This is a genomic window from Streptomyces sp. NPDC037083 (assembly GCF_055606485.1).
This window is the reverse complement of record NZ_JBVJSQ010000009.1, coordinates 249,085-264,085: the sequence shown is the minus strand read 5'-3', so window position 1 is coordinate 264,085 and position 15,001 is coordinate 249,085. Positions and strand designations below refer to the sequence as shown.

Annotated in this window: 13 protein-coding genes; 5 read left to right on the top strand and 8 right to left on the bottom strand. The window is 72.7% G+C overall.

What is annotated here, in order from left to right; all coding sequences use genetic code 11:
* Nucleotides 1-11: 11 nt before the first annotated feature.
* Nucleotides 12-794, bottom strand: coding sequence for an alpha/beta fold hydrolase (locus tag ACZ7DE_RS24755; protein WP_470764690.1), 783 nt, complete (start codon nt 792-794; stop codon nt 12-14).
* 168 nt (nt 795-962) lie between these two features.
* Between ACZ7DE_RS24755 and ACZ7DE_RS24750 the strand changes: the two genes are divergently transcribed.
* Together ACZ7DE_RS24750 and ACZ7DE_RS24745 are read left to right on the top strand one after the other, a co-directional pair.
* A complete protein-coding gene (locus ACZ7DE_RS24750) occupies nt 963-2,057 on the top strand; it encodes a baeRF3 domain-containing protein (protein WP_470764688.1) in 1,095 nt (364 codons plus the stop codon).
* A 90-nt stretch (nt 2,058-2,147) separates the two neighbouring features.
* Nucleotides 2,148-3,173 (top strand): Gfo/Idh/MocA family protein, encoded by a 1,026-nt coding sequence (locus ACZ7DE_RS24745; RefSeq protein ID WP_470764686.1) that lies wholly within the window; start codon nt 2,148-2,150, stop codon nt 3,171-3,173.
* A gap of 12 nt (nt 3,174-3,185) precedes the next feature.
* Here ACZ7DE_RS24745 and ACZ7DE_RS24740 read toward each other — a convergent pair whose 3' ends face one another.
* Complete coding sequence (locus ACZ7DE_RS24740; protein ID WP_470764684.1) at nt 3,186-3,599, bottom strand: SsgA family sporulation/cell division regulator; 414 nt, start codon at nt 3,597-3,599, stop codon at nt 3,186-3,188.
* A gap of 350 nt (nt 3,600-3,949) precedes the next feature.
* Here ACZ7DE_RS24740 and ACZ7DE_RS24735 point away from each other — a divergent pair, with 350 nt between their 5' ends.
* Nucleotides 3,950-5,347 (top strand): PP2C family protein-serine/threonine phosphatase, encoded by a 1,398-nt coding sequence (locus ACZ7DE_RS24735; RefSeq protein ID WP_470764682.1) that lies wholly within the window; start codon nt 3,950-3,952, stop codon nt 5,345-5,347.
* Between the two features lie 46 nt (nt 5,348-5,393).
* Here ACZ7DE_RS24735 and ACZ7DE_RS24730 read toward each other — a convergent pair whose 3' ends face one another.
* A complete protein-coding gene (locus ACZ7DE_RS24730; RefSeq protein WP_470764680.1) occupies nt 5,394-6,896 on the bottom strand; it encodes a DNA-binding protein NsdB in 1,503 nt (500 codons plus the stop codon).
* Between the two features lie 232 nt (nt 6,897-7,128).
* Between ACZ7DE_RS24730 and ACZ7DE_RS24725 the strand changes: the two genes are divergently transcribed.
* Both ACZ7DE_RS24725 and ACZ7DE_RS24720 read left to right on the top strand, forming a co-directional pair.
* Complete coding sequence (locus tag ACZ7DE_RS24725) at nt 7,129-8,256, top strand: aminoglycoside phosphotransferase family protein (protein WP_470764678.1); 1,128 nt, start codon at nt 7,129-7,131, stop codon at nt 8,254-8,256.
* A gap of 256 nt (nt 8,257-8,512) precedes the next feature.
* Nucleotides 8,513-10,432 carry an N-acetylmuramoyl-L-alanine amidase gene (locus ACZ7DE_RS24720; RefSeq protein WP_470764676.1) on the top strand — a complete coding sequence of 640 codons (1,920 nt, stop codon included), beginning with the start codon at nt 8,513-8,515 and terminating at the stop codon, nt 10,430-10,432.
* 6 nt (nt 10,433-10,438) lie between these two features.
* Here the strand turns inward: ACZ7DE_RS24720 and ACZ7DE_RS24715 are convergent, their stop codons facing one another.
* The 5 genes from ACZ7DE_RS24715 to ACZ7DE_RS24695 all read right to left on the bottom strand — a co-directional run bounded on the left by ACZ7DE_RS24715 (nt 10,439) and on the right by ACZ7DE_RS24695 (nt 14,987).
* Nucleotides 10,439-10,936: a hypothetical protein gene (locus tag ACZ7DE_RS24715; RefSeq protein ID WP_470764673.1), complete on the bottom strand. Its 498-nt coding sequence runs from the start codon at nt 10,934-10,936 to the stop codon at nt 10,439-10,441.
* Between the two features lie 550 nt (nt 10,937-11,486).
* Nucleotides 11,487-11,729 (bottom strand): DUF397 domain-containing protein, encoded by a 243-nt coding sequence (locus ACZ7DE_RS24710; protein ID WP_470764671.1) that lies wholly within the window; start codon nt 11,727-11,729, stop codon nt 11,487-11,489.
* Nucleotides 11,730-11,812: 83 nt separating this feature from the next.
* A complete protein-coding gene (locus ACZ7DE_RS24705) occupies nt 11,813-12,979 on the bottom strand; it encodes a thiolase domain-containing protein (RefSeq protein ID WP_470764669.1) in 1,167 nt (388 codons plus the stop codon).
* A complete protein-coding gene (locus tag ACZ7DE_RS24700) occupies nt 12,976-14,046 on the bottom strand; it encodes a thiolase domain-containing protein (RefSeq protein ID WP_470764667.1) in 1,071 nt (356 codons plus the stop codon). Before ACZ7DE_RS24700 ends, ACZ7DE_RS24705 begins: the two co-directional genes overlap by 4 nt.
* Nucleotides 14,043-14,987, bottom strand: a complete 945-nt coding sequence (locus ACZ7DE_RS24695; protein WP_470764665.1) for a Zn-ribbon domain-containing OB-fold protein — start codon at nt 14,985-14,987, stop codon at nt 14,043-14,045. Before ACZ7DE_RS24695 ends, ACZ7DE_RS24700 begins: the two co-directional genes overlap by 4 nt.
* Nucleotides 14,988-15,001: the final 14 nt, after the last annotated feature.

The following is a 15,001-nucleotide window of genomic DNA, read 5'->3' as shown; positions in this document are numbered from 1 at the left end:
CCTGTCTGCGGCTACGAGGGCTTGACGGTCACGAAGGCGTCGATCGCCGCGGTCAGCTCGGCCGGCTTCTCGACGGGGAGTTCGTGGCCGGCGTCGAGGATGCGGACGACGGCGTCCGGATAGGCCATGGCCATCCGCAGCATCTGCCGCACCGGGAGCTGGATGTCGTGGTAGCCGTGGATCATCAGGGTGGGGGCCTGGATCTCCCCGACGCGGTCCAGGACGTCGAAGGCGCGCATGGCGCCGTACAGCGTCATGACCACCTCGCGCGGGGTGTCGGCGGACGACTTGACGTACGAGCGGATCTCGTCCTTCGGGTAGCCGGGGGCGAAGGCGCGCTGGATGTTGGCGGCGACGAACAGCTTGAACGGGACGAGGGTGGAGGCGCCCATCAGCAGGCCCCTGCCCCGGCTGTAGGTCATCCGGCCGATGGAGTTCACCAGCACCATGCGCTCGACCCGCTCCGGGTGGGAGAGGGCGACGGTCTGCGCGATCATGCCGCCCATGGAGTGGCCGACCAGCACGAACCGCTGGACGTCGAGGTGGTCGAGGAGAGCGAGGAGGTCGGCGGCCAGTTCCGCGACCGTCCTCACGCCCGCGCCGCTGCTCTCGCCGTGCCCGCGCAGGTCGAGCCGGATCACCCGGCGCTTCTCGGCGAAGTGCGCCAGCTGGTGGTCCCAGCGGTGCCGGTTCGCCGTCCAGCCGTGCACGAACACCAGGGGCACGCCGTCGCCGTCGCGTGGGCCCTCGTCGTCGTACGTCAGTGCTGCGCCGTCGACTTCGAGCTGCGGCATGGGTGCCTCCTGCGATGCGGTCCTGGTTACTGACGCGTACGGTAACCGGCTGCCGGGCCCGCCGTCACCGGCGATCGCCGAGGAAATCGAGCAGGCGGCGGCGAACCTCGGCCATGCGCCCGCATTGCCCCAAATGCCCGATAGGTGAAACAGACCTATCGTGCTCGTATGGAGCACGCACTCAGCCCCGCGACACTCTCCGAACTGCGCCGCCCGCGCCCCTATCCCGCGGTGTCCGTGCTGACGCCGACCCATCGCCGTGAACCCGAGAACTCCCAGGACCGGGTCCGGTTGCGCAATGTCGTGGCCGAGGCGAAGAAACAGCTGGAGACCGACCCCGCGGTCACCCGCGAGCGGCGCGCCGACGTCGCCGGCCAGCTGGACCGGGCGCTCGCCGAGATCGACCTGGCGCACACGGAGGACGGTCTGGTCATCTACGCGGCCCCGGGCGAGCACCAGGTGTGGTCGCTGGCCCGCGCCGTGCCCGAACGCGTCGTCTTCTCCGACACCTTCCTGACCCGCAACCTGGTCTCCGCGCAGGCCGCCGTTCGGCCGTTCTGGGTGCTGTCGGTCTCCGCCGACCGCGTCACCCTGTGGAACGGCGGCGGCGACCGGGTCACCGAGGAGCACTCCGGCGACTTCCCGCTGACCAGAAGCCGGGAGAACTTCGACGCCGAGCGCCAGGAGCGCATCGGCGACCAGCCCAGCACCTTCCGCGACGAGGGCACCCGTCGATTCCTGCGCGACGCCGAGGCCGCCGTGGCCAGGCTCCAGCGCGATCACCCGCGGCCGTTGTACGTCACCGGCGAGCCGGCGGCGCTCTCGCTCCTCGACGAGCTGGGCCCGGTCATCCGGGACGCGGTGCACATGACGCACGGCGGCCTCTCGCACGGCACCCCCGAGGCCGTGCGGCAGGCGGTGCGCCCACTGCTCGACGCGGAGTCCCGCCGGGGCGCCGCGGCCGTCGCCCGGGAACTCGACACGGCCCGCGGGCGCAAGGCGTTCGCGGCCGGAGTCGACGAGCTCTGGCAGAGCGCACGGGAGGGCCGGGTCCGGCTGCTCGCCGTCGAGGAGAACTACCGCGTCACGGTCCGCGACGACGGCGCCCACCTCGTCCCCGCCGCGAGCGGCGACCTCGACGCCCGCGACGACATCGTGGACGAGATCGTCGAGCAGTGCCTGGAGACGGGCGCGGAGGTGCGCTTCGTACCGGACGGCACGCTGGTCGACGCGGACGGCATCGCCGGCGTACTGCGGTACTAGGGCCCCTCGTCCGGATCAGGGTCCGCCCGGCGGCTCTCCCCCGGCGGCGTACGCTACGGCGTGATCGTCGACCGGGGAGGGGGACCGCACGTGGGCGACCTGCTGGGGGTGGCCGTACTGGGCGCCGGGCACATGGGCGCCGACCACATACGCCGACTCGATCGCGTGGTGAGCGGAGCCAGGGTCGCCGCCGTAGCCGATCCGGACGCGGAACGCGCGCGGGCGGCTGTGGCCGGGATCGAGGCGGCCACGGTCCACACGGACGTGGTGGCGGCGCTCGACGCGCCCGGCGTCGAGGCAGTGCTGATCGCCTCGCCGGGTCCCGCGCACCAGGAAGCCCTGCTGGCGGCCTTCGCCCGCGGCCTGCCGGTGCTGTGCGAGAAGCCCATGGTGCCGGACGCGGCCGGGGCGCTGCGGGTGGTGGACGCCGAGGTCCGGCTGGGGCGGCGGCTGGCGCAGATCGGGTTCATGCGGCGCTACGACGCGGAGTACCGCAGGCTGAAGTCGCTGCTGGACGACGGAAGGCTCGGGCGGCCGCTGATGCTGCACTGCGTCCACCGCAACGTCTCCTCGCCCCCGGACTTCGCCAGCTCGATGCTGATCGACAGTTCGGTGTCGCACGAGATCGACGCCGCCCGCTGGCTGCTGGGTCAGGAGCTGACCGCGGTCACGGTGGTGCGCCCGCGCTCCTCGTCGGGCGCTCCGCAGGGCCTGCTGGACCCGCAGTTCGTGCTCTTCGAGACCGAGGGCGGCGCCCTGGTCGACGTGGAGGTCTTCGTCAACTGCGGCTTCGGCTACCAGGTGCGCTGCGAGGCCGTGTGCGAGGCGGGCAGCGCGCGCATCGGCGACGACCACGGCATGCTCGTCACCGCTCGGGGCGCCGCCGGCGCCGAGGTGCCCCAGGACTATCTGGTGCGGTTCGCGGACGCCTACGACCGTGAGGTGCAGGCATGGGTCGACGCCACCCGGCGGGGCAGGGTCACCGGCCCGACCGTCTGGGACGGCTACGCGGCCTCCGTCGTCGCCGAGGCGGGGGTCCGGGCGCTGGAGAGCGGCCTGCGCACCCGCGTCGAGCTCGCCCCGCGTCCCGGCCTGTACGCCGGAACCGGTCGCTGACACCGCCAGGCCTCAGACGTTGCCGAGCAGGGCCTGCAGCCCCCGGTCGACCTCGGCGCCGACGTCCTCCCGGCCCGCCGCGACGACCGCGTAACTGCGCAGCAGGAAACGGCGCAGGCCGTCGGTGTCGAACTGGAGCAGGGCCAGTCCGAGCGGGGAGTGGAACTCCATCACCGTACGGGATCGCCCGCAGGGCCAGATGTGCACGTCGCCGCTCCCGGACGGACCGCTCACACCCTGCTCCAGCAGGGAGCGGGCGAACGTCCAGGTGACCGGTTCGCCGGCCAGGGCGATCTCCGCGGGAAAGTCGACGTGCACCGCGAAGGGGTCGGTCGAGTCGTAGCGGAGCGTGGCGGGCACGGGCAGCTCCTGGTCCTCCGCGGTGATCAGGCGCGCGCGGACGGGTTGTTCAAGAGTGATGTCCATGCATGTACGACCTCCGAAGAGCTCATCGCATTACGCGAATGCGGCACCGAATTCATGTGACCTGCATCACAGGCGCGGAACCATAGAACACAGGGGCGTCGAACACGTGACTGGCAGCCCTTTCGACCCCCTCACCCGTCACTCAAGTCACGTACACAACCTACGACTTGACCCCTTCCACACCCACACCGACAGGACCCCGCCGCCCCTCCGTGAAGACAGTGGCATATGCCAGAAGCACCACCGAATCGTGTGTTGCCAAAGCACTTACACGGCGTCGCGCGCTGTGCAACAGTCGTAACGGCCCTTGTGTCAGCCTTCGTCGTACCGTTCCCGTATCGGAGTGCGTCATGCCGCCCCATGCCTCTGCGGACCGCTCAGCCGCCCAGCCGCCAGGACGCGGCTCGGTCGACGCGCTGATCACGCAGACGCGACGACTCAAGGGCGACATGGACGCCGTCCGCCAGGGCGCACAGGGCGACGGAACGGACCCGCAGGGCCGCTGGCAGCGCGCGCTCTGCGATCTGGCGCTGCACCAACTCAACGACCTCGACACGCACTTGGCCCAGTTACGGGAGGGCCCGCCCCCCGTGCCGGCCGTCGAGCCCGCGCCCCCCGCACCGATGACCGCCCGGCGTGAGTCGCTGCTCAGCCGAGTCGGCAGCGCCGAGTGGAACCTGCTGACGGACGAGGCCATGTGGTCCGAGGAGCTCTACCGCATCCTCGGCCGCGATCCCGCCGCCGCCCCCCTGACCCTCGACGAACTGCCCTCGCTGGTCCTCGAGGAGGACCGGCCGAAGCTGACCGCGATGGTCACCGACTGCCTGGTCGACGCACGGCCCATCGACGGCGAGTTCCGCGTCGTCCGCCCGGGCGGGGAGCCCCGCACCGTGCACATGATGGGCGAGCCCGTGCTCGACGCCGACGGCGGCACCGCCACGATGTGGGCCGTGCTGCGGGACGTCAGCGAGCTGCGCCGCAGCCAGCGTGCGGTGCGCGAGAGCCATGACACGCTCCAGAGCCAGCGACACCGCGCGCAGACCGAACACCGGCTCGCGGTCGAACTGCGCGAGGCGGTCCTGCCGCCGTGGCGCGACTCCCTGAGCCTGCCGCGCCAGGGCCCTCGCTGCCTCGACCTCGCCGCCCGCTCCCTGCCCGCCGCGACCGCTTCGCTGATCGGCGGCGACTGGTACGACGCGCTCGAACTCGCCGACGGCCAGACGCTGCTGAGCGTCGGCGACCTCACCGGACACGGCCCAGCCGTCACCTCGAACATCGCGATGATGCTGGGCGCCCTGCGGGGCATGGCCATGGCGGGGCACCAGCCGGCACAACTGATGGGCTGGCTCAACCAGTTACTGGACACCGCCGCCCAACCCGCCCTGGGCAGCGCCCTGTGCTGCCGCTACCGACCGGACACCCGCACCCTGACCTGGGCGCAGGCGGGACACCCTGCCCCGCTGCTGTTCCGCGACGGGACGGGGCGCCGGCTGGACACACCGCAGGGCATCCTTCTCGGAGCGACCTCACGCGCCGCGTACGGGCAGGCCGAGGCGACCCTCGAAGAAGGCGACCTGCTCCTGCTGCACACCGACGGACTGGCCCCCGCCGACCGCCTCCTCGACCTGGCCCCCCGCCTGGACGGGGCGCGCACCGCACAGGACTGCGTGCGGACGGTCGTGGAGGAGTGCGGCGAAGCCGGACGCGATCAGGACGCGTGTCTGCTCGTCGCCCACGTCACCGGGTGACAGCTCCCGGCACACCCGGGGGAAGACGCGACGGACACCACCTCGCTCAAGCCTGGGCGTGGTTGCCGGGCCGGCCCCCCTTCTGCTTCGGCAGCGCCAGCACGATCTCCTCGCGCAGTTCGCTGATCCGGGGGTAGTTGGCGTACTCCGCCGTGAGCCGGTACATCTGGCTCAGCCGGTCCCAGGTCCGACGGGACGAGTTCGACCCCATCGACATGAGAGCCAGCCGCGCGAAGCGGTCCGCCTGTTCGGGGTCGTCCGCGATGAAGCAGGCGGACGCCATGGACAGGTGGTCGAAGATCTTCGACCGCTCGCGGCCGTCGACGCGCAGCGCCAGGGCCTTCTCCGCGTAGTACTGGGCGTGCGCGGCCGCCGGCGGCTCGAACTCGGCCAGCGTGCGGTACGCCAGGGCCTGCATGCCGTACAGATCCTCGTCCTTGAAGGTCTGCATCCAGGACGGCGGTGTGACGTCGCCCTTGTCGGAGACGAAGAGGTCCTCCGCCCGGCCGAGGGTGCGGCGCATGGCCTGCCCCTTGCCCATCGACGCCTGTGCCCAGGCCTCGATGGTGTGGAACATCGCCCGGGTGCGCGGCAGCACGTTGTCACCGGAGCCGGACTGGGCCAGTTTCATCAGGTCGAGGGCGTCGTCGGGCCGGCCGAGGTGGACCATCTGACGGGCCGCCCGGGAGAGGGCCTCCCCGGCCCGCGGCCGGTCGCCTCCCTCGCGAGCGGCGTGGGCGGCGATGACGAAGTACTTCTGGGCCGTCGGTTCCAGGCCGACGTCGTGCGACATCCAGCCCGCGAGGACGGCGAGGTTGGCCGCGACGCCCCACAGGCGCCGCTGGAGATGGGAGGGATGGCGGTAGGCGAGGATGCCGCCCACTTCATTGAGCTGTCCCACGACCGCCTTGCGTTGCAACCCGCCTCCGCGGGCCGCGTCCCAGGCCCGGAACACCTCGACCGAGCGCTCCAGTTCGTCGACCTCCTCCGTCCCGATGGGAGCGGCCTCGTAGCGGTCGAACCCGGCCGGATCGGCCTGGTGGAGGAGGGGATGGTCGATGACAGGAGCGTCGGCGGAGAGCGTGGGGTCGGTGTGCAGCCACTCGTACATGGCGCTGCTGAGTGCTGAGCCCGCGGCGAGCGCGGCACCCGCGCCCACCAAGCCGCGTCGGTTGAGCATGAGGTCCATTCCCGTGAATTCGGTGAGGACCGCAGCAGTCCGTTCGGGCGCCCACGGCACACCGTCGGGATGTTCCACACTCCCGCCGCCGGGCCGTTTCCCTGTACGCCCGTGCCGGACCAGACCGAGGTCCTCGATGGTCACGACACGGCCGAGACGCTCGGTGAACAGAGCCGCCAGCACCCGCGGCACCGGATCGCGCGGGATCTCTCCCGTGTCGATCCACCGCCGCACCCGCGAGGTGTCGGTCGAAAGCTGGGGGTGGCCCATGGCCGCCGCCTGCCGGTTGACCAGCCTCGCGAGTTCACCCTTGGACCAGCCGGCCAGGCCGAACAGGTCCGAGAGACGGGTGTTGGGTTGTCCGCTCACGTCAAGCCCCCAGGTTCTCGGCTGAGTTGACAGTAGCCCGGTGAAAGTTGCCGGGCGACTATTCGCCAGGGTTCGCCAGGGTTCGCCAGATGGTGTGCCACTGGGCGACGGGTGTCAGGTAGGAAAGCGCCACCCCGACCCGGTCGCCGAGGGACATTCCCCAGGGTGTACCCGAAAGGGCCGGTCGGGGCAGCGTTCTGACGTCCGGCACACGAAGGGATCTGTTTCTCCCATGTACGCAGCATCGTCCTCCGTGTCCGCCCCGCCCCGGTCGCTGCACACCCGCCCGGGCGGCGGCGGCCCCTACCTCGACCCCGCGCGGTCGGCGGGCCCCGCCCTCGGCGCGAGCCTGGCCAGGCGCCCCGCGGGGCTCGGCACGCAACCGCTCAGCGGGAGACTCGACTTGTCCGGCCCCCAGGGGGCCCAGCTGCGCACGGCGATCGCCTCGGTGCACCGGATCTGCCCGGAGTTCGCCCCGGTTCAGGTACTGCGCCGCAGCGGACGCTCGGTGCTCCTGGTCGGCACCACAGGACGCAGTACGGCCGTCGCCAAGTGTTTACTGGACCACTCCCCCGTGTGGGCGGAGCGGATCAGGCACGAAATAGCCGCGTACCGCACGTTCGTCCGGCACCGCCCCCCCGTGCGGGCGCCGAGACTGATCGCGGCGGACCCGGACAACTGCACCCTGGTGATCGAGCGGATGCCGGGGCGGGTGGCGGCACTGCAGCGGCACCCCACCGAGGCCCCGCCGCGGGCCGACGTCAGAGCGGCGCTCGGCGCGATCTGCCGGCTCAACGCCTGGCGGCCGCCGGCGGGGACGTTCGACGCGCCGCTGGACTACGCGGCCCGTATCTCCCGCTACCACGAGCTGGGTCTGCTCACCGACCGGGACATGGGCGACCTGCAGAAGCTGCTGCACGGCATCGCGGCCACCGCGGGCCGGCAGGGCATGGGCCAGTTCTGTCACGGCGACGCCCTCCTGTCGAACATCCTTCTCTCACCGGCCGGTCCAGTGCTGGTGGACTGGGAGCACGCGGGCTGGTATCTGCCGGGCTACGACCTGGCGACGCTGTGGTCGGCGCTGGCCGACGCGCCGGTGGCGCGCCGTCAGATCAGCCAGATCGCCCAGTCGGCGGGACCTGCCTCGCGGGACGCCTTCCTGGTGAACCTGATGCTGGTCCTGACGCGTGAGATCCGTACCTACGAGACGGCCGTCCAGCGTTCGATGCACGACATGGTCCCGGCGGCCCACCCGGGCGTCACGCCGTCCGGCGAGGAACAGCGCCTGCTGCTGCGACGGCTGCACGACGACTGCCAGCTGGCCCGCCGCGCCGTACGCGCGGCGGTCGGCACGCGCTGAGGGGGACGGAGGTCCGTGACGCGCCGCGGTGGCGACGCGTCACGGACCTCCGTGTGTGCGGGCGGTGTCTTGGCGGCGGAAATGACCGGTTTGCGGTCATGATTGACGGGTTGTCGGCTAGGCGGAACCACATGGCCCACGTTCGGCCCCGCACGCCCCCGCTCGCTCGTCCCAGGAGGCCGCATTGCGAAAACCCGTCACTCCCCCCGGACCCCCCGGAACCACCCGCAGAGCCACCCGTAGAGCCGCAGGCGCCATGGCGTCGGCGGCTCTGCTGCTCCCACTGCTCGCGGCGGCGCCCCCGGCCGGCGCCGCGGCTCCCCGGCCCACCCCGGCGACCGGCCTCCAGCAGGCCTTCGCCGCCGCGGCCGCCGAGTACCACGTGCCGCAGAGCGTGCTCCTGGGGGTCTCCTACCTCCAGTCCCGCTGGGACGCGCACGCCGGAGCGCCGAGCGTGACCGGCGGCTACGGCCCGATGCACCTCACCGACGCCCGTACGGCGCTCGCCGCCGCCCCGCGCCACGCCCACGGCGCGGAGGACCCCCGGGGCGACTCCGCACGCCCGGCCCCGCCCCCGGCCGCAGCCCCGGACGTGCGGCTCCGCTCGAACGCCGAGCTCCCGGCCCGGCTGCGGACGCTGCGCAGGGCGGCGGAACTGACCGGACTGAGCCCCGGGAAGCTGCGCACGGACCCCGCGGCCAACATCGCGGGCGGCGCGGCGCTCCTCGCCGCCGCCCAGCGGCAGCTGGGCGAGCCCCTCAGCTCCGATCCGGCGGACTGGTACGGCGCGGTGGCGCGGTTCTCGGGCGCGGACGACACGGCGACGGCCGCCGCCTACGCCGACGACGTCTACGGCGTGCTCCGCGCCGGACAGGAGCGCGTCACGGACGACGGCCAGGCGGTAGCCCTGAACGCCCGGCCCGGCCTGGTCCCGCGGAAGGCCCCGCTGCGCAGGGCGAAGCTGCGGGCGGTCTCCGCCGCGGGCACCGAGTGCCCGACGACGGTGTCCTGCGAGTGGATCCCGGCGCCCCACGAGCAGTTCGGCGACAACGACTACGGCAACCACGACGTGGCCGACCGGCCGGCCTCGCCCGGCATCAGGTACATCGTCGTGCACGACACCGAGGGCGGCTGGGAGGGGGTGCTGACGATGGTCCAGGACCCCGCCTACGTGTCCTGGAACTACTCGCTGCGCTCCACCGACGGTCACATCGCCCAGCATGTGAAGGCCAAGGACGTGGCGTGGCACGCGGGCAACTGGTACGTCAACTCCGAGTCGATCGGCCTGGAGCACGAGGGGTTCCTGGCCCGGCCTGACGCCTGGTACACGGAGGCGATGTACCGGTCGTCGGCCCGTCTGGTGAAGTACCTGGCCGCGAAGTACGGCGTCCCGCTGGACCGGCAGCACATCCTGGGCCACGACAACGTGCCCGGCCCGACCGCCGCGAGCATCTCCGGGATGCACACCGACCCCGGACCGTTCTGGGACTGGCGGCACTACTTCGAGCTGCTGGACCGGCCCTTCACGGCGACGGCCCGCAGCGGCGGCGGCCTGGTGACGATCCGGCCGGACTACGCCGCCAACCGGCCGGTGTACACGGACTGCGCCGGGGCGGGCATGCCGTGCGCGGCGCACGGCTCCGGCGAGGTGCGGCTGTACTCCGACCATGACGAGAAATCCGCCCTGATCAAGGACGTCGGCGACGGCTCGGCCCCGACCACGGGCGTGAACGACGTCTCCTCGCGGGCGTCGACGGGTCAGCAGTACGCGGTCGCCGACCAGTGGGGCGACTGGACGGCGATCTGGTACCTGGGCCGGAAGGCCTGGTTCAAGAACCCGGCGGCCCAGCCGACGGCGGTGCCCGCGGCGGGCCAGGTGGTCACCGCCAAGGACGGCCGTGACAGCGTTCCGCTGTACGGCCGCGCCTATCCCGAGGCGGGGGCCTATCCGGCGGGCGTCCCCGCGCAGGCGGTCTCCCCCCTGCCCTACACCCTGCCCAAGGGACAGAAGTACGTGGTCGGCGGCAAGGTGCCGGGCGAGTACTACTACGCGGTCACCTTCGCCGGCGGCTCACACCGGCTGATCGTCGGCAACGACCTGTACTACGAGATCCAGTACGGCCACCGGGTGGCGTTCGTGCGGGCCGCGGACGTGAAGGTGACGTCGTCGACGTAGGCGCCCTCAGCCCTGCTGGAACAGCTCCGCCGGGAGCGGCTTCAGCAGGGCGTACAGGTCGTCGGTGATGGGGCGGTCCCAGGCGGCGATGGTCACCAGGACGTTGTCGCTGCGGTCGAACTGCACGCAGGAGATCCGCCCCTCGGAGAGTTTCAGGCGCCGCACGATCATGAGGTTGTCGCCCTGCATCACCGGCATGTCCTCGGTGCCGACGACGGTCACCTCCTCGTCGTTCTCCAGCGCGAGCAGGAGCTGCGCCACCTCGAAGGGGACCTCGCCCTCCTCCACCTCGCGGGCCGGGGATCCCTCGGGCAGATTGCCGATGATCATCGCGGGGCCGCGGCCGCCGAAGAGGTCGTAGCGCAGGAAGACGCCCTGGCAGCTGCCGTCCGGGGCGGGCAACAGGCCGGCGCCCAGATTGCCGGGCCAGTCGCCCGGATCCATGGCCAGTACGTCGAAGTCGGGCCCGGCGGGCGTGGCACTGCGGCGGCGGAGGAACGACATGCCGTCATGGTACGTGGCCGGTGCCCGTCGGTGGCGCGTGGGAGGCATGCGGATCGCCGTGCGCAAGCGGGTGGCAGGCGCCCGCGCGGGCGTCCCTGGGCCGTGTCCGGCCCGTCGCGTCGGCTCAGTGGACGCTGCCGGACGTCGGGAGGTCTCCCGCGCCTTCACCCGTCACCCGGGTGCGGGCAGTGGCGCGCCGGGCGCGCCCTCCCGTCCTGCGTGCGCCGGGGACGGCCGGTCTTCGCAGGCCGCCGGGCGGGCGCAGGGCCCGGCGAGCGGGGCAGGGCGTCCCGCGCGAGACGAGGGCGACGGCACGACGACGGGGACGCCCGCATCCCTACGCCGTGGTGGCGTGGGTGCGCCACGGCGGCTGCGCTCCGCCGGCGCGCGGCGCCGAGCGCCCGGTCGAGGGCGCCACGACCGTCCTGGGAACCGTGGGCCGCCGCCCTCGCCGGCGGAGACCCGCACGGCGGACCTCCCCCGGATCGGCTCGTCGGCACGGGGTCCGACGACGTCCGGCGGTACGGGTGCGGCTCGGGTCCGGCCGCTCTCAGGTCAGGTCGAACTCCCCCTCCCGCGCCCCCGACACGAACGCGCCCCACTCGGCGGGCGTGAAGATCAGGGACGGGCTCTGGGGTCGCCGGCTGTTGCGCATCGCGATGAATCCTTCGACGAAGGCGATCTGGACATCCCCCCGACCCCGGCTGCTGGACTGCCACTCGGCGTTGCTGAGGTCCAGCTCCGGCTTGTCCCAGCCCGTGAGCGGCTGCTGCTGGATGGTGCTCTCGGCCACGTCCGTGCTCCTCCCGGTTCGTCGTCCGCGGGTCAGCCTAGCGACCGGCCCCGGACGCCGACAGAGCACGCGAGGGGGACCTTTCAGGACACCGGCGGACGCGCTCCCACGAGCCACATGGAGAAGAACTGCGAACCGCCGCCGTAGGCGTGTCCGAGGACCTTGTCGGCCCGCTCCACCTGGTGTTCCCCGGCCTGCCGGCGCACCTGGAGGGCGGCCTCCGCGAAGCGGATCATGCCGGAGGCGCCGATGGGGTTGGTGGACAGGACGCCGCCCGACATGTTGACCGGCAGGTCGCCGTCGAGCTCGGTCACGCCGGCCTCGGTGAGTTTCCAGCCCTCGCCCTCGTCGGCGAATCCCAGGTTCTCCAGCCACATCGGCTCGTACCAGGAGAAGGGCACGTACATCTCGACGGCGTCGATGTCCCGTCGCGGGTCGGTGACGCCGGCCTGCCGGTAGACGTCGGCGGCGCAGTCCCTGCCGGCCTGCGGGGAGACGGCGTCCTTGCCGGCGAAGAGGGTCGGTTCGCTGCGCATCGCGCCGCCGAGCAGCCAGGCGGGCGGGCGGGGCGCGCGGGCGGCTCCGGCGCGGTCGGTGAGGACCATGGCGCAGGCGCCGTCGGAGGAGGGGCAGGTCTCCGAGTAGCGGATGGGGTCCCAGAGCATGGGCGAGGCCTGGACCTTCTCCAGCGTGATGTCGTGCTCGTGGAGGTGGGCGTAGGGGTTCTTCAGCGCGTTGCGCCGGTCCTTGTACGCCACCAGCGAGCCGACGGTGTCCGGCGCGCCGCTGCGTCGCATGTACGCCCGCACATGGGGCGCGAAGAACCCGCCCGCCCCGGCGAGCAGGGGCTGCTGGAAGGGGATGGGCAGGGACAGTCCCCACATGGCGTTGGACTCGGACTGCTTCTCGAAGGCGAGGGTGAGGACGGTGCCGTGGACGCGGGCCGCGACGAGGCCCGCCGCGACCAGCGCGGTGGATCCGCCGACCGAGCCGGCCGTGTGCACACGCAGCATCGGCTTGCCCACCGCGCCGAGCGCGTCGGCGAGGTAGAGCTCGGGCATCATGACGCCCTCGAAGAAGTCGGGGGCCTTGCCGATGACGACGGCGTCGACGTCGGCCCAGGTCAGCTCGGCGTCGTCGAGGGCGCGTCGGGCGGCCTCGCGGACGAGTCCGGCGATCGAGACGTCCCGCCGGGCCGCGACGTGCTTGGTCTGGCCGATCCCGACGACGGCCACGGGCTCCTTGCTCATCGCGGTTCCCCTTCGAGTACGGCGACCAGGTTCTGCTGGAGACACGGGCCGGACGTGGCGTGGGCCAGGGCGCGGTCGGACTCGCCCCGGTGGATGCGCGCGGCGGCCTCGCCGATGCGGATCAGGCCGGCGGCCATCATGGGGTTGGCCGCCAGGGCGCCGCCGGACAGGTTCACCCGCACGCTGTCGTCGAGGCGCAGGGCCTTGCGCAGGACGACCTCCTGGGCGCTGAACGGCGCGTGCAGCTCGGCGGTGTCGACGGGCCGGTCGAACGCGCCGGCGCGCTCGGCGGCGAGGCGGGTGGAGGGCGAGTCGGTCAGGTCGCGCACGCCGAGCGAGTGGGCCTCGATGCGGTGGTCGATGCCCCGGATCCAGGCGGGCCGGGAGCACAGTTCCCGGGCGCGTTCACCGGCCGCGAGGATCACGGCGGCGGCCCCGTCGCCCACGGGCGGGCAGTCGCCGGTGCGCAGCGGCCGTACCGCGTAGTCGCCCTGAGGGACCGAACCGCGCAGCTGGGCGTGGGAGTTGAGGGTCGCGACCCGTCGACTGCGGGCCCCGATCGCGGCGAGGGCCGGCTCGTCGGTGTCGCCGGCGTCGATCAGCGCCCGGGCCTGGAGTGCGGCGAGCGCGACGGAGTCGGGCCACAGGGGGGCGACGTAGTAGGGGTCGAGCTGGCGGGTGAGCACGTCGCGCAGGGCGCCGGGCGAGGACTTGCCGTAGGAGTAGACGAGGGCGGTGTCCGCGTCGCCGGTGAGCAGCTTCGTCCAGGCCTCGTACAGGGCCCAGGCGCCGTCCATCTCCACGTGGGACTCGGAGATCGGCGGCCAGGCGCCGACGCCGTCGAGGGCGAGGGTGAAGGAGAAGGCCCGTCCGGCGAGGTAGTCGCTGGAGCCGGAGCACGTGAAGTCGATGTCGGCGGTCTTCAGGCCCGTCCGGTTCAGGACGCTGTGCAGGACCGGCATGAGCATCTCGACCTCGGAGAGCTCGTCGGTGGTGCGCAGGACGTCCGTCTGCGCGAAGGCCACCACCGCGACGTCGCGGACGCCTGAGGATTCCTCGCGGGTCACAGCAGCTCCTTGTAGGCGTCGTAGTCCGCGTCGGGTTCGCCGGTGGGCCGGTAGTGGTCGGGGTAGCGGGCGCCCTCCGTCCAGACGGGCTCGACGCGCAGGCCCATGCGGACCTGGTCGTAGGGGATGCCGCCGATGCGCCCGTGCAGGGCGAGGTCGGCGCCGTCGAGGGCGATGTGGGCGTAGACGTAGGGGACCTCGATGTCGAGGTTCTTCGCCTTGATGTTGACGATGCAGAAGGTGGTGACGGTCCCGCGCGGTCCGACCTCGACCTGCTCGGCGGTCGGGACGCCGCACGTGGGACAGGCTCCGCGGGGCGGGACGTACACCTTGCGGCAGGACGGGCAGCGTTCGCCGACCGTGCGCCGGGTGGAGAGCGCGGCGATGTAGGCGGACTGGGCGCGGCCGGGCGAGTAGGTGTAGTCGAGGCGGGCCGGGGCGACGATGCCGGTGACGCGGTCGTCCGCGAGCGGGACGGCGTCGTCGGCCGGTGGGGCGGGCGCTTCGTCGCAGGGCTCGAAGCAGGCGATGTCGGTGATGGCGCCGGCGCGTTCGCGGGCCCAGCGGATCCGCACGCGCATTCCGGTGCGGACGGCGTCGGGGCCGGGGGCGTCGAGGGCGTGCAGGAGGGCGGTGTCGGCGCCGTCGAGGCGGACCAGGACCCAGGCGAAGGGTGTGCCGAGGGGCTGCCCGCGGCGGGGGGCGTGGTTCCAGGCCCAGGTGGTGACGGTGCCGGTGGGAGCGACGCGCACGAGGTCGTGGATCTCCTCGGCGGTGACGGGGTCGTACTCGACGGGCGGGACGAGGACGCGGCCGTCGGTGGTCTTCACGCCGAGCACGACGCGCTCGCGCAGGCCGGTCAGGAAGGCGCTCTGGACCGGTCCGAGCGAGCGGGTGAAGGGGAACTCGACGACGAGGGGGGCCTTGAGGACTTCGGGCATACCGGTCTCCTTTG

Coding starts and splice junctions, on each gene's coding strand:
- ACZ7DE_RS24755 (WP_470764690.1), bottom strand. CDS start 794: ATGCCGCAGCTCGAAGTCGACGGCGCAGCACTGACGTACGACGACGAG.
- ACZ7DE_RS24750 (WP_470764688.1), top strand. CDS start 963: ATGGAGCACGCACTCAGCCCCGCGACACTCTCCGAACTGCGCCGCCCG.
- ACZ7DE_RS24740 (WP_470764684.1), bottom strand. CDS start 3,599: ATGGACATCACTCTTGAACAACCCGTCCGCGCGCGCCTGATCACCGCG.
- ACZ7DE_RS24735 (WP_470764682.1), top strand. CDS start 3,950: ATGCCGCCCCATGCCTCTGCGGACCGCTCAGCCGCCCAGCCGCCAGGA.
- ACZ7DE_RS24725 (WP_470764678.1), top strand. CDS start 7,129: ATGTACGCAGCATCGTCCTCCGTGTCCGCCCCGCCCCGGTCGCTGCAC.
- ACZ7DE_RS24720 (WP_470764676.1), top strand. CDS start 8,513: ATGGCGTCGGCGGCTCTGCTGCTCCCACTGCTCGCGGCGGCGCCCCCG.
- ACZ7DE_RS24715 (WP_470764673.1), bottom strand. CDS start 10,936: ATGTCGTTCCTCCGCCGCCGCAGTGCCACGCCCGCCGGGCCCGACTTC.
- ACZ7DE_RS24705 (WP_470764669.1), bottom strand. CDS start 12,979: ATGAGCAAGGAGCCCGTGGCCGTCGTCGGGATCGGCCAGACCAAGCAC.
- ACZ7DE_RS24695 (WP_470764665.1), bottom strand. CDS start 14,987: ATGCCCGAAGTCCTCAAGGCCCCCCTCGTCGTCGAGTTCCCCTTCACC.